Origin of the sequence: Cohaesibacter celericrescens, assembly GCF_002866925.1 — a bacterium.
Lineage (GTDB): Bacteria > Pseudomonadota > Alphaproteobacteria > Rhizobiales > Cohaesibacteraceae > Cohaesibacter > Cohaesibacter celericrescens.
The window spans coordinates 114502-132273 of the sequence record NZ_PKUQ01000050.1 but is presented as its reverse complement, the minus strand read 5'-3'; the positions used below and the strand labels follow the sequence as shown (position 1 = coordinate 132273).

General features: G+C 52.5%; 13 protein-coding genes. All 13 read left to right on the top strand.

The genetic code is table 11. The features are described from left to right. Nucleotides 1-7 precede the first annotated feature (7 nt). The 13 genes from C0081_RS19635 (at nucleotide 8) to ftsZ (ending at nucleotide 17598) form a co-directional block, all read left to right on the top strand. Entirely contained in the window at nucleotides 8-1729 is a 1722-nt protein-coding gene (locus tag C0081_RS19635; RefSeq protein WP_210200355.1) for a peptidoglycan D,D-transpeptidase FtsI family protein, read from the top strand. Between the two features lie 48 nt (nucleotides 1730-1777). Next, nucleotides 1778-3274, top strand: a complete 1497-nt coding sequence (locus C0081_RS19630) for a UDP-N-acetylmuramoyl-L-alanyl-D-glutamate--2,6-diaminopimelate ligase (RefSeq protein WP_101532040.1) — start codon at nucleotides 1778-1780, stop codon at nucleotides 3272-3274. Continuing rightward, a complete protein-coding gene (locus tag C0081_RS19625; protein ID WP_101532039.1) occupies nucleotides 3271-4674 on the top strand; it encodes a UDP-N-acetylmuramoylalanyl-D-glutamyl-2,6-diaminopimelate--D-alanyl-D-alanine ligase in 1404 nt (467 codons plus the stop codon). Before C0081_RS19630 ends, C0081_RS19625 begins: the two co-directional genes overlap by 4 nt. Nucleotides 4675-4719: 45 nt before the next feature. Further along, nucleotides 4720-5805, top strand: coding sequence for a phospho-N-acetylmuramoyl-pentapeptide-transferase (mraY, locus tag C0081_RS19620; RefSeq protein ID WP_101532038.1), 1086 nt, complete (start codon nucleotides 4720-4722; stop codon nucleotides 5803-5805). A 73-nt stretch (nucleotides 5806-5878) separates the two neighbouring features. After that, nucleotides 5879-7306, top strand: coding sequence for a UDP-N-acetylmuramoyl-L-alanine--D-glutamate ligase (murD, locus tag C0081_RS19615; RefSeq protein WP_101532037.1), 1428 nt, complete (start codon nucleotides 5879-5881; stop codon nucleotides 7304-7306). Beyond that, nucleotides 7303-8445: a putative lipid II flippase FtsW gene (gene ftsW / locus C0081_RS19610; protein WP_101532036.1), complete on the top strand. Its 1143-nt coding sequence runs from the start codon at nucleotides 7303-7305 to the stop codon at nucleotides 8443-8445. The genes murD and ftsW overlap by 4 nt, the downstream gene beginning before the upstream one ends. A gap of 45 nt (nucleotides 8446-8490) precedes the next feature. Then, nucleotides 8491-9597 carry an undecaprenyldiphospho-muramoylpentapeptide beta-N-acetylglucosaminyltransferase gene (gene murG / locus C0081_RS19605; protein WP_101532035.1) on the top strand — a complete coding sequence of 369 codons (1107 nt, stop codon included), beginning with the start codon at nucleotides 8491-8493 and terminating at the stop codon, nucleotides 9595-9597. Then, nucleotides 9594-11003, top strand: coding sequence for a UDP-N-acetylmuramate--L-alanine ligase (gene murC, locus C0081_RS19600; protein ID WP_101532034.1), 1410 nt, complete (start codon nucleotides 9594-9596; stop codon nucleotides 11001-11003). Before murG ends, murC begins: the two co-directional genes overlap by 4 nt. A 1-nt stretch (nucleotide 11004) precedes the next feature. Next, a complete protein-coding gene (gene murB / locus C0081_RS19595) occupies nucleotides 11005-11961 on the top strand; it encodes a UDP-N-acetylmuramate dehydrogenase (RefSeq protein ID WP_101532033.1) in 957 nt (318 codons plus the stop codon). Between the two features lie 306 nt (nucleotides 11962-12267). Continuing rightward, entirely contained in the window at nucleotides 12268-13191 is a 924-nt protein-coding gene (locus C0081_RS19590) for a D-alanine--D-alanine ligase (protein WP_101532032.1), read from the top strand. Beyond that, on the top strand, nucleotides 13188-14111 hold the full coding sequence (locus C0081_RS19585; protein ID WP_101532031.1) for a cell division protein FtsQ/DivIB: 924 nt from the start codon (nucleotides 13188-13190) through the stop codon (nucleotides 14109-14111). Before C0081_RS19590 ends, C0081_RS19585 begins: the two co-directional genes overlap by 4 nt. A 26-nt stretch (nucleotides 14112-14137) precedes the next feature. Further along, complete coding sequence (ftsA, locus tag C0081_RS19580; RefSeq protein ID WP_180966704.1) at nucleotides 14138-15433, top strand: cell division protein FtsA; 1296 nt, start codon at nucleotides 14138-14140, stop codon at nucleotides 15431-15433. 203 nt (nucleotides 15434-15636) lie between these two features. Continuing rightward, nucleotides 15637-17598, top strand: a complete 1962-nt coding sequence (ftsZ, locus tag C0081_RS19575) for a cell division protein FtsZ (protein ID WP_101532029.1) — start codon at nucleotides 15637-15639, stop codon at nucleotides 17596-17598. Nucleotides 17599-17772 lie beyond the last annotated feature (174 nt).

Sequence of the window (17772 nt, the reverse complement as noted above, 5' to 3'; positions counted from 1 at the left end):
GATGGATATGATGGATACATCCCATGAAAATGTAACGGGTTCGACCTTTCGTCATAGATTTGATTTTGAAGGTGCCAATAAGGTGCGGTCAGAAGGGACCTGCGGTCGCATCCGGCTTTCTATTCTGGTTTTTGTTTGCTGCTTTGCAGTCATGACCGGAAGGCTGGTTATGTTGGGTTTTGCTTCTCCAGCCGTCGCGAGCAGTCGATCCGGCGCGCAAGACGCTATGGATGCTGCCCGTCCGGATATCATTGATCGCAATGGAGAAATTCTGGCGACTGATATCAGAACGGCCTCGATTTTTGCCGAGCCTCAAAAGATCGTTGATATTGATGAAGCCGTTGATGCCCTGACCGGTGTTTTTCCCGACCTGAAATCAACCTGGTTGCGTAAGCGTTTGGCAGGCAAGGGCAGCTTTACCTGGATTAAAAGGGAAGTTACACCGCGCCAACAGCAAGCGGTGCATGAAGCCGGCATTCCCGGTTTGGGTTTTCTGCATGAAAACCGCCGCTTTTATCCTGCCGGAAATACCGCGTCGCATATTTTGGGATTGGTCAATGTCGACAATCAGGGCATTGCCGGCATGGAAAAATATATCGATGATTCCGGCCTGTCGGTGTTACACGACACCGGGTTTGCACGCTCGCGTGATCAAGAGCCCGTACAGCTGTCGGTAGACATTCGCGTGCAACATGCTCTGCGGGATGAACTTTCCAAAAATATGAAAAAATTCAAAGCAATTGCTGCTGCCGGTATCGTGTTAGATGTCGAGACCGGTGAAGTGATTGGCATGGCCTCATTGCCCGATTATGATCCCAATGATCCGAAAAATGCGCAAAAGCCTGACCGATTGAACCGGATGACAGCCGGTGTTTATGAAATGGGATCGGTGTTTAAAACCATTACCATGGCGATGGCTCTTGATTCCGGGCAAGTGACTATCAGCGACAGTTTTGACGCCCGCCAGCCTCTCAGGGTCAAGGGCGCGACGATTAATGATTTTCATGCCAAAAAACGAATTCTATCTGTCCCCGAGATTTTTATTTATTCATCCAACATCGGTACAGCCAAAATGGCATTAAAGGTGGGGCGCGAAAACCACAAGGCCTTTTTGAGAAAAACGCATTTGCTGGATCGGCTTCAGACCGAGTTGCCTGAAAGCCGGTCGCCATCCTTCCCGAAAAAATGGACTGATTTGTCGACGATGACCATTTCATTTGGTCATGGGTTGACTGTTGCGCCTATTCAATTGGCCGCTACCGCTGCTGCCTTGGTCAATGATGGCATGTATATCGGCCCGACTTTCCTGAAACGGGACAAAACGTCAATTAAGGGCGAAACCGAACGGTTGGTGAGCACGGAAACCAGCGCCGCGATGCGATATCTATTGCGATTGAATGCAGAAAAAGGATCTGGCAAGCGCAGCCGGGTTGATGGATATTTTGTGGGTGGCAAAACTGGTACCGCCGAAAAAGTCGTCAATGGCAAATATTCTCACAACCGGTTGCGCAACTCATTCTTGGCGGCTTTTCCCATGGATAAACCCAAATATGTTGTGTTGGTTATTCTGGATGAGCCAAAAGGACTGAAGGAAACCTACGGTTATGCAACTGCTGGTGTGAACGCGGCACCGACTGTTGGCTCGATAATTCGACGTGTCGGTCCTATTTTGGGGGTTATGCCCCGATATGAACAAGAGTTTGTTCCAACAGTGGCTGCGTCTTTTTAAACCTGTAGCCAAAATCAGGTGACAACAAACAAGCCGGAGTGCTGGTGGATGAAACTGTCTGAATTGTTAGGTGTTCTAGACGAGCCCATTGAAGACTTTCTCTTGGCGAACCTCGGCGAGGCTGTTGTTGCCGGGGTCACATCTGACAGCCGGTCTGTTGAGGCCGGCTTTGTTTTTGTCGGTATTCCGGGCCTTCAGGTTGATGGGACTCAATTTGTACCGCAAGCGCTGGAAAACGGTGCGGTGTTGGTCGTTGTTTCCGACCAGTCCGATTTTCCTCCGGATTTTGACGCCAGAGGCAAACCGATCCTGCGCATTCAAGACCCGCATTTGGCGTTGGCGCGTTTGGCAGGAGCCTATTTCCCCGCCCCGCTTGAGCAAGTGGCTGCTGTGACGGGCACCAATGGCAAAACATCGATTGCATCTTTTCTGCGGCAGATCTGGGCAAGCCAAGGCATTGCGGCAGCCAATATTGGCACCATCGGCATCGAAGGCCCGAAGGGCACCCGATATGGTGGTTTGACCACACCGGACCCTGTCGGGTTGATGCAGAGTGTGCAGGGGTTGGTTGCAGAGGGTGTCACACATTTGGCGCTTGAGGCTTCCAGCCATGGTTTGGAGCAAAAGCGGCTTGATTGTTTGTCCGTCGATATTGGCGCCTTCACCAATTTGACCCGTGATCATCTGGATTATCACGGCACGTTTGAAGCCTATCGGGCTGCAAAAAGTCAGCTTTTCAGCCGCCTCGTCCGTGATGGCGGCACGGCGATTATCAATCTGGATGATCCCAGTGGTGCGCATTTTCTTAAAGTTGCCAAGGCCCGTCGCCTCACCTGTCTTACCGTGGGCCGTTCTTCGGACGCCGATCTTATTGTGCGTTCGATTGATGTTGAGGGTTTTGATCAACGCGTGCATTTGGGTGGGATTTGGGGCGAGATTGACTGTTTTGTGCCGCTTGTTGGGTCGTTTCAGGTATCCAACGCGTTGGTTGCCGGTTTGATGGCTTATGCTGGCGGGCTGAAGCCACAAGACATTATTGATGCTATCTGTGGTTTGACGGGTGCCCGCGGACGCATGGAACTGGTGGGGCAGTCTGGGGCTGATACTGCCATCTATGTTGACTATTCGCACACACCGGATTCGCTGGAGGTGGCGCTTAAGGCGCTACGGCCGTTTGTTAAAGGGCGGTTGATATGTGTGTTTGGCGCGGGTGGAGATCGTGATACCGGCAAGCGGCCGTTGATGGGGCAGGCAAGTAACAATTTTGCTGATTATTCGATTGTCACAGACGACAATCCTCGGTCAGAAGATCCTGCTTTGATCCGTGCCGCTGTGATGGAAACGGTTACCAATGGTGTTGAGGTGGCTGGAAGGCAAAAGGCTATTTCGCTTGGTGTGGACATGATGACATCAGGAGACATTTTGCTCGTTGCGGGAAAAGGTCATGAAACAGGGCAGACAATCAAAGGCGAGATACTGCCATTTTCTGACCATGAAGCCATCGCCAAAGCATTGGCCGAGATCGAAAAAGGGGCGGCTCTATGACCCCATTGTGGACGGCTTCTGATTTTGTTGCAGCTGTGTCTCCATCGTTTCAACCTGGGACCATTGATGATGTGATGAGCATATCGATTGACAGTCGTACGGTTGTTAAAGGGGATGCTTTTTTCGCCATCAAAGGTGACCGGTTTGACGGTCACGGGTTTGCGCGGGCTGCGCTCGATAGCGGTGCTTCTGTTGTGGTTCTGGACGATGCACAACGGTCTGAATTTTTAGATATCGCCGAGCGCGTTGTTTTTGTAGATGATGTATTGAGCGCTCTGGAGCGCTTGGGCAAAGCGGCAAGAGCAAGGGTCGCAGGGCGGGTGATTGCTATTACGGGCAGTGTGGGCAAAACCAGCACAAAAGATGCTTTACGGGCTGCCTTGGCGCCAAGTGGTTCTGTTCATGCTGCGGTTTCTTCCTTCAATAATCATTGGGGAGTGCCACTCACTTTGGCAAGAATGCCAAAGGAAATTGAGTTTGGTGTGATTGAAGTCGGCATGAATCACCCTGGCGAAATCCGAAACCTGATTGCGATGGTCAAACCGCATTTGGCAGTAATCACCACCATCGTCGCGGCTCATATTGGCAATTTTGATAGCATCGACGAGATCGCAGCGGCAAAGGCCGAAATATTTGAAGGTGTTGTGGCCGGTGGCGCTGTGCTGATCAATGGTGACAATAGATTTAGCGATTTTCTTAGCGGGGTTGCAAAAGCCCAGGGCATTGATGCTATTCATCGCTTTGGTCGGTCTCAAGACTGCGATGTTCGTTTGTTGGATTTGACGCTGGCTGCGGATGGGTCTGATCTGTCCGTTTCCCTTTTTGGTAATCACGTGCGTTGCCATGTGGCCGCGCCGGGTGAACATCTGGCCCTGAACGCCCTGTCTGTTCTGGGGGCTGTGTCTTTGTCTGGTGGCGATGTTACCAAAGCTTGTGAGGTGCTCGCCCGGCACGGAGCGAGTAAAGGGCGGGGTGAGCGGCACAGTTTGGCGATTGAAGGGGGGACCGTTCAGCTGATTGACGAGAGTTATAATGCCAATCCAGCATCGGTCTCTGCTGCTCTCGCAACGCTGGCTTTGTCTCAAGGGAGTGGCCGTAAAATTGCCGTACTAGGCGATATGCTAGAGCTTGGTGACGATAGCATTGAAATGCATAAAGGGCTTGTCACCTCTTTGGAAAATACTGGTTTAGATCGGGTTTATTTATGTGGGCCGATGATGGCTCATTTGTGGGAAATTGTGCCTATCGCAATGCGCGCCACCTATGCTAATAGCTCTGCGGACCTTATTGCCCCTCTTGTTGCCGATATCTGCGATGGAGATGTGGTAATGGTAAAGGGATCGCTTGGGTCGAGGATGGGACCGATTGTTGCTGCGTTGCTGGGTGAATGCAAAAGATAAGCGGGCCATTTTGTTGGCGCCGCGTTGGAAAGGTCAGACAAACAGATGCTGATGTATCTCGTTGAATTCTCAGATCAATTTTCTGTTTTTAATGTGTTTCGATATCTTACCTTTCGAACGGCTGGTGCGATTATCACGGCATTGTTGGTGGGCTTTTTGTTTGGACCTGCCATTATCCGGTCGCTGCGTGCGCGGCAGGGAAAGGGGCAACCTATTCGCGAGGATGGACCTCAGAGCCATTTGCTAACCAAAACCGGCACGCCCACGATGGGGGGATTGATGATCCTGACCGGCTTGATTTCGGCAACCTTGCTGTGGGCTAATCTGTCTAATCCATATGTCTGGATCGTGTTGGCGGTGACCGTCGGGTTTGGCCTTATCGGTTTTTATGACGATTATCTCAAGGTTTCGCGGTCTTCTCATAGAGGGTTTTCAGGTCGCTTGCGCTTGTCCATCGAGGCCGTCATTGCCGGTTTGGCGTGTTTTGCGGTGGCAAAACTGGGAGAGACTTCTTTCTCCACCTCCGTCACATTCCCGTTTTTTAAAGATACGCTTTTGGATTTGGGTTGGTTTTTTGTACCTTTTGGCTTGTTCGTTATTGTCGGCGCGGGGAATGCGGTCAATCTGACTGATGGCCTTGATGGCTTGGCAATTGTTCCGGTTATGATCGCCAGCGCCACATTTGGTGTTATCGCCTATCTGTCTGGTAACGAGATTTTCGCGGAATATTTGCAAATTCATTATGTGCCGGGCACCGGTGAGCTGTTGGTTTTGTGCGGTGCTATGGTCGGGTCCGGTTTGGGCTTTTTGTGGTTCAATGCTCCTCCGGCCGCGATATTTATGGGCGATACCGGATCTTTGGCGCTGGGCGGTATGTTGGGCGCGATTTCTGTGGCGACCAAACATGAGCTTGTATTGGCGATTGTGGGTGGCTTGTTTGTTCTAGAGGCGGTTTCAGTCATCATTCAGGTTGCCTCGTTTAAACTGACTGGGCGGCGTGTGTTCCGAATGGCACCGATTCATCACCATTTTGAACATAAGGGATGGACCGAGCCTCAGGTGGTGATCCGCTTTTGGATCATCGCGGTTGTGTTGGCTCTTATCGGTCTGGCAACTTTGAAATTGCGCTAATAAAATGTGATGGGGTAGGTGGTCGTCTGGCGTGCCTGCTCGGGTTTAGACAGGCTGCGACTGAGAGAAGACAATGATCCCGATTACCATTTTTGACGACCAAACAGTTGCGGTGTTCGGACTTGGCGGCAGCGGGTTGGCGACATTGGAAGCGCTTGCTGCGGGCGGTGCGCGCGTTGTTGCTTATGATGACAATGAAGCCAGCCGTACCAAAGCGGCTTTGATTGAAGGTGTTGAGATTGTTGATCTGCGCGAAGCAGATTGGTCTTCTTTTGCTGCGCTGGTGCTGGCGCCCGGTGTACCACTGACCCACCCTGAGCCGCATTGGAGCGTCAAACTGGCGCAACAGGCAGGGGTTGAGATCATCGGTGATGTTGAGCTTTTCTGTCGTCAGCGGCGGCATAGCGGCATTGATTGTCCGTTTGTTGCTATTACGGGCACCAACGGTAAATCCACAACCACTGCCTTGATTTCTCATATGCTGAGAGATTCTGGTATGGATGTCCAGATGGGTGGCAATATAGGGACGCCCGTTCTGGCTCTGGAGCCACTTGCGTCAGACCGCATTTATGTCATCGAAGTCTCGTCCTACCAAATCGATCTGGCTCCTAGCATTGATCCGTCCATTGGCCTGTTGCTCAATATTTCCGCCGATCATTTGGACCGGCATGGGGATTTGATGAGTTATGCCAAAATTAAAGCCCGAATGGTTTCGTCTTCGGGCCTTGCCGTTGTTGCGCTGGATGACCGGTTGTCTGCCAATGTCGCATCAAATTTGCGCCTCAAGGGACGGACCATTGTAACAATTTCGGGCTTTGGCAACAGCCGTGCAATGGTGGCTGCCCCTGATGGGGTTTTGCAAAGCATGGAAGGCGATTTTCTGTTCAATCTGGATCAGGCGCGCGCCCTTCGTGGCACTCACAATGCGCAGAATGCTGCTGCGGCGATTGCGGTGGTGCGGCAGTTTGATCTGCCGCCTGCTGCTCTCTCTCGCGGGCTTATCTCTTTTGGTGGTTTAGAGCACCGTATGGAAGAGGTCGGGGCTGCCGATGGTGTGCTGTATATCAATGATAGTAAAGCAACCAATGCGGATGCCGCTGCCCGCGCCTTGGCCTCATTCCGGTCTGTGCATTGGATCGCAGGCGGATTGCCCAAAGAAGGGGGTATTGAGACGCTTGTTGATCTTTTGGATCGCGTTGAGCACGCCTATCTGATTGGCGATGCTGCCGATGAATTTGCGAGAACACTCAAAAAGAACGGCGTTTCCTATAGCATTTGTGCGCATATGGATTTGGCGCTCGCTGCGGCAATAGATGCCTGTAAAGCGGCTGGAGCCGGTGCAAAGGAGCGTGTTGTTCTTCTCTCTCCAGCCTGTGCTTCCTTCGATCAATTCCCCAATTTCACGGTCCGTGGTGATAAGTTTCGCGAGGCGGTGCATGCCTATCTGGAAAGTGGAACCGTACCCATCGATCCAAGCCATTCGTCTGACGAGGGGTTATAATGCGGCGCACGCGCAAGAATATTCTGACCGAATGGTGGTGGACCATCGACCGGCCCATGCTGCTGGCGCTGGTCTTGATGCTGTTCTCCGGTCTTGTTTTGTCTATGGCGGCCAGCCCTGCCGTGGCCGAACGGTTGAATTTGAATTCCTATCATTTTGTCATCAGGCACGCGATTTTTTTGCCTATGGCGCTTGGTTTGATGGTCGGTGTCACCTTTTTGAACCCTCGTACGGTCCGACGCATTGCGTTGGTGGTGTTCGTGGGTGCCTTGCTGGGAATGGTTCTAACGCTGGTTTTGGGCTTTTCAGCCAAAGGGGCACAGCGCTGGATTAGTTTCGCCGGATTTTCGATACAGCCTTCCGAGTTTTTGAAGCCGGCTTTTGTGGTGCTGTCTGCCTGGTTGTTTGCAGAGAATGATCGTCGACCAGAGATTCCGGGCAATCTGTTTTCCATTGTTTTGTTCATGGTTGTGGTTGCGCTGTTGGTTGCGCAGCCCGATATTGGCCAGACTGTTTTGCTCAGTGTGGTTTGGGCTGGACTGTTTTTTATGGCGGGAATGCCGCTTTTTTGGATATTCCTGCTGATGGGGCTCGGGGTTGGTGGACTGACAATGGCTTACATGTTTGTTCCGCACGTTACGGGCCGCATCAATCGGTTCCTTGATCCAGCCACTGGTGACACGTTTCAGGTGGACACAGCAATGGATTCCATCATTCGTGGTGGCTGGTTGGGCACAGGGCCGGGCGAGGGTATGGTCAAGCGTATTTTGCCTGATTCCCACACCGATTTCATTTTTGCGGTGCTTGCAGAGGAATTCGGTATTCTGGTTTGCCTGTTGCTCGTGGGGGCCTATGTGTTCGTGGTGATCAGGGCATTGATGCTGGCATTAAAGACGCAAGATCTGTTTAAACGATTGGCGATTGCGGGCCTTGCACTGCTGTTTGGCCTACAGGCCGTGATCAATATCGCTGTTAACTTGCAGTTGATGCCTGCCAAGGGTATGACGCTGCCATTCATTTCTTATGGCGGGTCGTCGCTCCTGTCTGTTGCTCTGGGAATGGGATTCTTGCTGGCGCTCACACGGCGAAGGCCTGAAGTGGGGCTGGAGCAGGGGCAGTTTTATCAAAATTTTGACTGAGCCGAGTGACGTGCAATAGGAGCCATCCATTGGGTGGGATGCTTAATGACAAAAGTAGTTTTGTTGACCGCTGGCGGGACCGGTGGACATTTGTTTCCGGCACAGGCGCTTGCTCATGTTTTGATTGAGAGGGGCTGGGTTGTGCATTTGGCGACCGACGGTCGCGCAACGCAATATGGTCATGATTTTCCTGCGCAAAGCATTCAGATTATTCCTTCTGCTACACCGTCGGTGAAAAATCCGGTTGTGATGGTCAAAGCGGCACTCAAACTAGCCAAAGGCTATTTTGCAGCACGCAATGTGATCAAAGATCTGAAGCCCGACATTGTTGTCGGGTTTGGTGGCTATCCCACCGTGCCCCCTATGTTGGCCGCGCGTACCATGGGAGTGCCGTCCTGCTTGCATGAGCAAAATGGTGTTATGGGGCGGGCAAACCGGTTTTTGGCCAAAGGGGCCAGCGCGATTGCTGCCAGTTTTCCCATTCTAAAAGGGGCTGAAGGGTTCGACAATAAGCTCACACTGACTGGTAACCCGGTGCGCCCGATGGTGCATGAGGCTGCCAAGACGTCTTTTGCGCCGTTGACCGCTGAAGGCGAAATCCGGTTGGTGGTTTTTGGTGGATCGCAAGGCGCCCGGTTTTTCTCGGAATATATGCCCGGTGCCTTGGGGCGCTTGCCTCAAACAATGCGTGACCGCATTCGGCTTGTCCAGCAATGCCGCACTGAAGATTTGCTGAAGGTGAAAGTTGCCTATCGTGAGTTGGGCATGCAAGCCGATCTGGCACCGTTTTTTGCGGACATGCCGCAAAAGATTGCTGATGCACATTTGGTGATTTGCCGCTCTGGTGCTTCATCCGTCAGCGAGCTGGCTGCGATCGGTCGCCCATCGATTCTGGTTCCCTTGCCCGGTGCGTTGGATCAAGACCAGAAGGCCAACGCTTCGGTTCTGGTCGATGCCGGGGGCGCTTGGGTGTTGGAACAGCGCGGCCTAAGGCCCAATGATATTTCGGATTTGATTGAAGATTTGATTGCCAATCCAGACAAGCTCAGCGCGGCAGCAGAGGCAGCGCGGGGGCAAGGCAAACTGGATGCCGCCAACCAATTGGCGGATTTGGTCGAGGGATTGGCGAAAAACTCAGGAGTTGCCAAATGAAGATGCCACAAAATATCGGTCCAGTGCATTTTGTCGGGATCGGCGGAATCGGGATGTCCGGAATAGCCGAGGTTTTGCTCAAATTGGGTTACACCGTTCAGGGCAGTGACATTTCCGAAAGCGCCAATGTTTTGCGCCTTCGTGACAAAGGCATCAAAGTTGCGATTGGGCATGCTGCCGAGAATATCGTCGATGCGCAGGTTGTGGTGGTCTCCTCGGCTATCAAGTCAGAGAATCCCGAGCTGAAAGAAGCCCGTGCGCGGCAGTTACCTGTTGTGCGCCGTGCCGAAATGCTGGCAGAGCTGATGCGCTTCAAATCGGCGATTGCAATTGGCGGCACCCACGGCAAAACCACCACGACGTCTTTGGTCGCGGCTTTGTTGGATGCGGGCGGCATGGACCCCACCGTGATCAACGGCGGCATTATCAATGCTTATGGCACCAACGCTCGCATGGGTGAGGGCGACTGGATGGTGGTGGAAGCGGACGAGTCCGATGGCACCTTTGTCAAGTTGCCTGCCGACATTGCGGTTGTCACCAATATTGATCCTGAGCATTTGGACCATTACGGAAGTTTTGATGCTGTGAAGGCCGCTTTTGGGGCCTTTGTTGAAAATGTGCCCTTTTACGGTTTTGCAGCCATGTGTCTGGATCACCCTGACGTGCAGGCGCTGGTGGGGCAGATCGAAGACCGCCGGATCGTTACCTATGGTGCGAACCCGCAAGCGGACGTGCGCTACACTGATTTGCGCAATGAAGGCGGGATAAGCCGTTTTTCCATTGTCATCCAAAACCGTAGTAGCGGCGAAAGCGAAGAGATTTCGGGCCTGTCCCTTCCTATGCCGGGGGAACATAATGTTGCCAACGCAACTGCCGCCATTGCCGTGGCACATGAGTTGGGCATTTCGGCGGATGCGATTCGGCGTGGCTTGTCTGGTTTCGGGGGGGTGAAACGTCGTTTTACGCGCACTGGCAGCTGGAATGGCATTGAGATCATCGACGACTATGCACATCATCCGGTGGAGATCGCCGCTGTCATGCGGGCGGCCCGTCAAGCCAGCCAGAATAAGGTGATTGCCGTCATGCAACCGCACCGCTACAGCCGTCTGGAAGATCATTTTGAAGATTTCTGTACCTGTCTGAATGTGGCCGATCATGTGTTGGTTGCCGATGTTTATGCCGCCGGTGAGCAACCGATTGAAGGGTTCAATTCCGAGACGCTTGTTGAGGGTTTGAAAAACCACGGACACCGCAAAGCCGAAATTCTGGGTCCTTCAGAAGGACTTGCGGCCCGCATTCGCGAAATTGCAGAGCCGGGAGATTATGTCGTCTGCCTTGGCGCTGGCAGTATATCCGGTTGGGCCAACGCCTTGCCAGCTGAGTTAAAAGCATTGGCCGGAGAATAACATGGCATTTGAGGATCTTCTGAGCCGTTTTGGCGACTGGACCGATGATGTGCGTGGTCGGCTCAATAGCAATTTTGATATTGCGCCCTATACGTGGTTTCGGGTGGGCGGGCCTGCGCAACTGTTTTTCAATCCGGCAGATGAAGCCGATCTTGCGTATTTTCTAAAACATCTGCCAAGTGACATTCCTGTCACGGTCATCGGGCTTGGCTCTAACATGCTGGTGCGTGATGGAGGGGTTGAAGGTGTCGTTATTCGCCTGTCTGGCAAAGCTTTCACCAGCATTGAGGTGGAGGACGACCTAACGGTGTCTGTTGGTGCTGCGATGCCTGACATGCGCTTTGCGACTCAAATAGCCAAACAGGGGATTGCTGGGTTTTCCTTTTACAAAGGCATTCCTGGCGCCATTGGTGGTGCCTTGCGGATGAATGCAGGAGCCCATGGTGCTGAGACCAAAGATCGGTTGATCGCCGCGCGCGCTGTGGATCGTGCGGGTGTCATTCACGATTTGACACCAGATGATCTGGGCCATGGCTACAGAACCTGCGCAGCGCCTGCTGATTATATCTTCACCAAAGCGATTTATCGTGGTGAAGCGGGTGATCCAGAAGCTTTGAAGGTCGAGATGGGGGAGGTTTCGGCTTACCGCGAAGACAATCAGCCCACCAAGGAACGCACGGGCGGTTCCACATTCAAGAATCCTGACGGCAAAAGCGCTTGGCGCCTGGTGGATGAAGCCGGGTTTCGCGGATTTGAGTTGGGTGGGGCGCAAGTGTCAGCCAAACACACAAATTTTTTGATCAACACCGGTGACGCAACCGCGCAAGACATTGAACGGTTGGGCGAAATGGTGCGGGGCAAGGTGCGAGAGATGACCGGAATTTCACTGCATTGGGAAATCAAGCGCATCGGGTCTTTTGAGGATGACGTGCAGATTGTGCCGTTTCTTGACAGTTAGACACTGGTGTTTTGAAGTGTTTGTTTCATTTTACTAGGTATATATTTACGCGTTTTTGGGCCGCTTTCAAACATTGAAAGCGGCTCTTTTATTTGTGCATTTTTTGTAAACAGGCTTGGGAAAACGCAGATTGTCAGATTCTGCTTATCATTTGTTAGGCATTTTTAACCATAAATGGAGGGGCGTAATGCAAATTGCATGACCTGCAAGGGCTGCCACAGTGTGGGCCAGTAACCATGCAAGTGTCGGTCAGAACGGATGCTGTTTTTGAAAATAGCTTGGTTCTGGCTTGAAAGGTTTAGTTAAATGGCAAAACATGTTGCAGTTCTGATGGGTGGATGGTCGACGGAACGTCCGGTTTCGTTGAGTAGCGGTAAAGAATGTGCGGATGCACTGGAAGCCTCTGGCTTTATGGTCAGCCGTGTGGATGTCCAGCGGGATATCGCCTCCGTTTTGTCAGACTTGAAGCCTGATGTTGCCTTCAATGCCTTGCACGGTCCCTATGGTGAGGATGGGTGCATTCAAGGACTACTGGAAGTGCTGGGTATTCCCTATACCCATAGTGGTGTTATGGCCTCTTCCGTTGCGATGAATAAGGAAAAAGCCAAAGATATCATGCGTGCCGCTGGCGTTCCGGTTGCAGAATCAAAAGTCATGCACCGTCTAGATGCGGCAAAAGAACATGCTTTACCGACGCCATATGTTATCAAACCTGTCAGCGAAGGGTCGAGCTTTGGTGTCTTGATTGTGACCAAAGATCAGCAACATCCGCCAAAAGAGCTTTATTCTGCTGATTGGCCCTACGGGGACATTGTGATGGTGGAACGCTACATTGCCGGACGCGAGCTGACCTGTGCAGCGATGGGGGATCGTGCGCTCGATATTATCGACATCGCGTCTGACGATCACATTTTCTATAATTATGACGCAAAATACGCTCCGGGGGGGTCTTCCCACACTTTACCTGCCGAACTTAAACCGAATGTTTACGAATATATACAATCGTTAACCATATCAGCGCATCATGCGCTTGGTTGTCGAGGCATCTCGCGCGCAGACTTTCGATATGACGAAAGCGTTGGTGATGAGGGCGAATTGATCTGTCTGGAAGTGAATACCCAGCCGGGCATGACGCCAACCTCTCTTGTGCCAGAAATGGCTGCAAAAGCGGGCTTCGATTTTGAACAATTGGTTACTTGGATGGTGGAGGACGCTTCGTGCGACCGATGATAGGCAAATTGGCAAAAGATAAAGGTGAGCGGAGGCGCGCTGCAAAGCAACGCGACTCATTGGCTCCCCGCGCCTATGCCTATGAGCAGCGTCGCCTGCCGTTTTATAAACGTATTATCCCGATCGCAGAAACCTGGCTGCCCCGCGGTGTTGGCTGGGGACTGTCCGTGGGCTTTCTTGCTGTCACGGCCTTGTATGGCTCTATGATCGGTGGAGAAAACCAAACGGCACTGGAACGCGCCTCGACCGTTCTGGGGCTTAAAGTTGAAGCCGTGCTGATTACGGGTCAAAAAGAAGTTACGGAAGCCGAGATTCTGTCAGTCCTTGGGATCAATGAGGACAGCTCCCTGCTGACCTTTGATGCCTATGTGGCGCGCAAGAATCTGGAACAAGTGAGCTGGATTGCCGAGGCATCCGTCCAAAAATTATATCCGAATAAACTACAAGTCGTGGTTCGCGAGCAAAAGCCATTTGCCCTTTGGCAGCGAGGGCAATATGTATCGCTGATTTCCTATGATGGTTCGGTGTTGTCCGATCACATTGACCCAGAGTTTGCTGATTTGCCTTTGGTCGTTGGCCATGGGGCCCAACGCAAAGCGTCAGAATTATTTGAAATACTGGCGCAGTATCCATCACTGGCGCGCAAGACCCGCGCGGTCGTTTATGTGTCGGAACGGCGCTGGGATCTTTATTTCAAAAACGGTGTGCAGGCGAAGTTGCCGGAAATCGATCTGCAGGATGCGTTGGATAACCTGCTGGCGTTTGATGAAGACGGCTCCCTGTCTCGCAAGGATATATCTCTGGTGGATATGCGGTTGTCCGATCGGACTTTTGTACGTATGAGCAAAGATGCCGCCGAAAGACGACGTCAAGCCCTGCGTGATCTTGGGGCCAACGTGGCCAAAGAGGTGGAGACATGAGGGGTTCGCCTTGGAATAAGCGGGAGATGCGCGGTCGTTATCTCACGCAAAAACGGTCATCGGTCATCACCATTCTGGACGTTGGGTCTACCAAGGTTTGTTGCGTGATTGCACGGTTGGTGCCGCGCCCCTTTGGTGAGGCGCTGCGCCATCGCACTCATACCATTCAGGTTCTGGGCTTTGGTCTGCATCAGGCGCGTGGCATCAAATCCGGTGTTGTTGTCGATCTGGATCAGGCCGAAAACTCGATCCGCCTTGCTGTCGATGCGGCAGAGCGTCAAGCGGATATCACGGTTGAATCCTTGATCGTCAATGTATCGTGCGGACGTATCAAAAGTGACACGCTGAGTGCCACAGTTTCGCTGCATGGTCATGAAGTCGATGAAGCCGATATTCGGCGTGTTCTGCAAGCCGGGTCTGAGCATTTGCTGACCATGGATCGCAGTGTGGTGCATTCTATGCCCATCGGCTATTCGCTGGATGGTGGCAAGGGCATCAGTGATCCTCGCGGTATGCTGGGTGATGACCTTGCGGTTGATATGCATGTGGTCACGGCACAAAGTGCGCCTTTGAAAAATTTGGAATTGTGCATCAATCGCTGCCACCTTGATGTCGAAATGATGGTGGCGACACCCTATGCCTCGGGTTTGGCGTGTCTGGTGGATGACGAAGCGGAATTAGGTGTTGCCTGTGTCGACCTCGGTGGTGGGACGACGTCGATCTCCATTTTTGTGGACGGGCAATTTGTGCATTCGGATGCGGTCGCCATGGGTGGTCATCATGTAACGATGGATCTGGCCCGTGGACTTTCAACGCGTCTGGCCGATGCCGAACGTATCAAGACCCTTTATGGCAGTGCGCTGTTGTCCCTGTCTGATGATCAGGAACTGGTGGCCATTCCGCCGGTGGGTGATGACGACAGGGATTTGTTGAATCAGGTGCCGCAGGCGTCCTTGACACGCATTATCCGGCCAAGAGTTGAAGAAATTCTCGAAGTGGTGCGGGATCGCATCGAAGCATCCGGTTTTTCCGGCCATGTGGGCAAACGGGTTGTTTTGACCGGTGGCGGAAGCCAATTGACAGGGATGGCTGAAACCGCGCGTCGGATTCTAAGCCGCAATGTGCGCCTTGGTCGACCATTGGGTGTTGCTGGTCTTCCCGATATTGGCAAGGGGCCTGCCTTTGCAACCGCCGTGGGATTGTTGATTTATCCTCAAGTTGCCCAGATTGAGCAATTTGAGCGTATGACGGTCAAGCCAAGATTGACCGGTACAGATGGCTATCTGGCCCGCATGGGGCAGTGGCTGAAAGAAAGTTTCTGATGCTGATTGGATTTATGCTGTGAAACATGCGTGAATCGTTGATCAGAATCAAGGGGTTGGGTTATATTGCTGAGAAGTGATTCGCCCTGCTGCCCCGATCGGAAAAAGTTGAGTTTAAACGGAGCTACGCATTAGGCGGCGGCTTTTACAGAAGCGGATTGAGATCGGTAATAGTTCGATCCATGCAGTGAAATGAGGGTACAATGACCATCAATTTGAGGATGCCCGACATTACCGAATTGAAACCGAGAATTACGGTGTTCGGCGTCGGCGGTGCTGGCGGTAACGCAGTCAACAACATGATCGAAACCGGCCTTGAAGGTGTCGACTTTGTGGTTGCGAATACAGATGCGCAGGCACTCACCTTGTCCAAAGCTGAACGTATCGTTCAGATGGGCATTGCCGTGACCGAAGGTCTTGGCGCCGGTTCCCAGCCTGAAGTTGGTCGAGCCGCAGCGGAAGAAGTGCTCGACGAAATCAACGATCACCTTAACGGGTCTCACATGGTGTTTATCACGGCCGGTATGGGCGGTGGTACAGGCACCGGTGCTGCGCCTGTGATTGCCCGCACAGCCCGTGAACAGGGTATCCTGACCGTTGGTGTTGTGACCAAGCCGTTCCACTTTGAAGGCCAACGCCGTATGCGGTTGGCGGAATCCGGAATTGACGAACTGCAAAAGAGTGTCGACACACTGATCGTCATTCCAAACCAGAATCTTTTCCGTATTGCCAATGAGAAAACAACCTTCGCCGATGCCTTCTCTATGGCCGATGAAGTGTTGTATTCCGGCGTTGCTTGTATCACCGATCTGATGGTCAAAGAAGGCTTGATCAATCTTGACTTTGCTGATGTGCGCTCGGTTATGCGTGCAATGGGCAAAGCTATGATGGGCACAGGCGAAGCGTCTGGCGAAGGCCGTGCGTTGGCTGCAGCGGAAGCCGCGATTGCCAACCCGCTCCTTGATGATATTTCCATGAAGGGTGCTCAGGGGCTGCTGATTTCTATCACTGGCGGACAAGATCTTACCTTGTTTGAAGTCGACGAGGCGGCCACACGCATCCGCGAAGAAGTGGATGAAGATGCCAACATCATTCTCGGCGCGACGTTTGACGAGAAAATGGAAGGCATGATCCGTGTTTCCGTCGTTGCAACCGGCATTGATCAGGTTTTGCATGAAACCGTGATGCCTGCCGATCAGCGTATGAAAGAGTTGAACGAGCGTCTGCGGACCGTTGCTGCTCCAACCTATGACGTTGAAGCCGATGCACCAGCTGAGGCTGTATCTCTTGAAGCGTCTGTTTCCGATCAGGCAAGTGCTGCTGTGGCTGAGGCCGTGGAAGCGGTCGAGCGTGAAATCAAGCTTCCTGAAATGCCAGTTTCCCGCCCATCACAGCAGGATCCTGAAGTTTCCATCGCGCCCTTTAAGCCTGAAGCTGTGATTGAGCCGGTGAACGAAGAAGAATTTGAAGCTCCAAAATCAGTCGTTGAGGCGCCTGTCGTTGCGGAACAACCTTTCATTCCTGCGATGCCTGAAGTGCCCGAAAATTTGCGCCGTGCAATGCCGAATGTGGATGAATTGCCACCCATGATCCAACGTGAGCTCGAAGCTCTGCGCAATCGTGAAGAATTGGGACATCAGGATGATGAAACGCGTCCTATGAGCCTGTTGAAACGCCTTGCTGCTGTTGGTCTTGGTCGTCGTGAAGACGAACTTGAACAGGCTGCTGGTGGTCATGCACCACAGGCAGCAAAGGCAGCACAGGCTGCTCCGCAAGTGCAGCAAGCCGCACCTGTGCAACAGCCAATGCAGCCACGTGTTCAGCAGCCACAGGCACAACAGCATTATCAGCCCCAGCAAGCGCCTGCGCCTCAAGCCGCTCAGCGTCCTGTGCAAAATGAATTGCCTGCCATGCCGCGTATGAATGCACCTGCTGCACCTCATGCGCCACATTCTTCTCAGCCAGGCATGCCTGCTGCAGGATCGCCTTTTAATGAGTTTGCACCGCGCCAACAACGGCCTACGCAAAACAGCATGTATCAGCCACAGCAGGGTCAGCTGGACCCGCATGGCCGCTCTGTACCAACTGCTGCGCCACAGGCTCAGGGAATCAGCGAAGAAGAACAAGTTGAAATTCCTGCCTTCTTGCGCAGACAGGTGCGGTAACACTCTGTTACATAAACTATAATAAATAGACTGCCAGAAGCCGGGGTTGAGCCAACTCCGGCTTCTAATTTATTGAAATATATGTGTTTTTATTGACGGCTCTATTATCAGTGCGTCGGGATTATTTTCGTAACATAGGGTAAGAAAGCGTGATTTGGTAAACAGATCATTCAC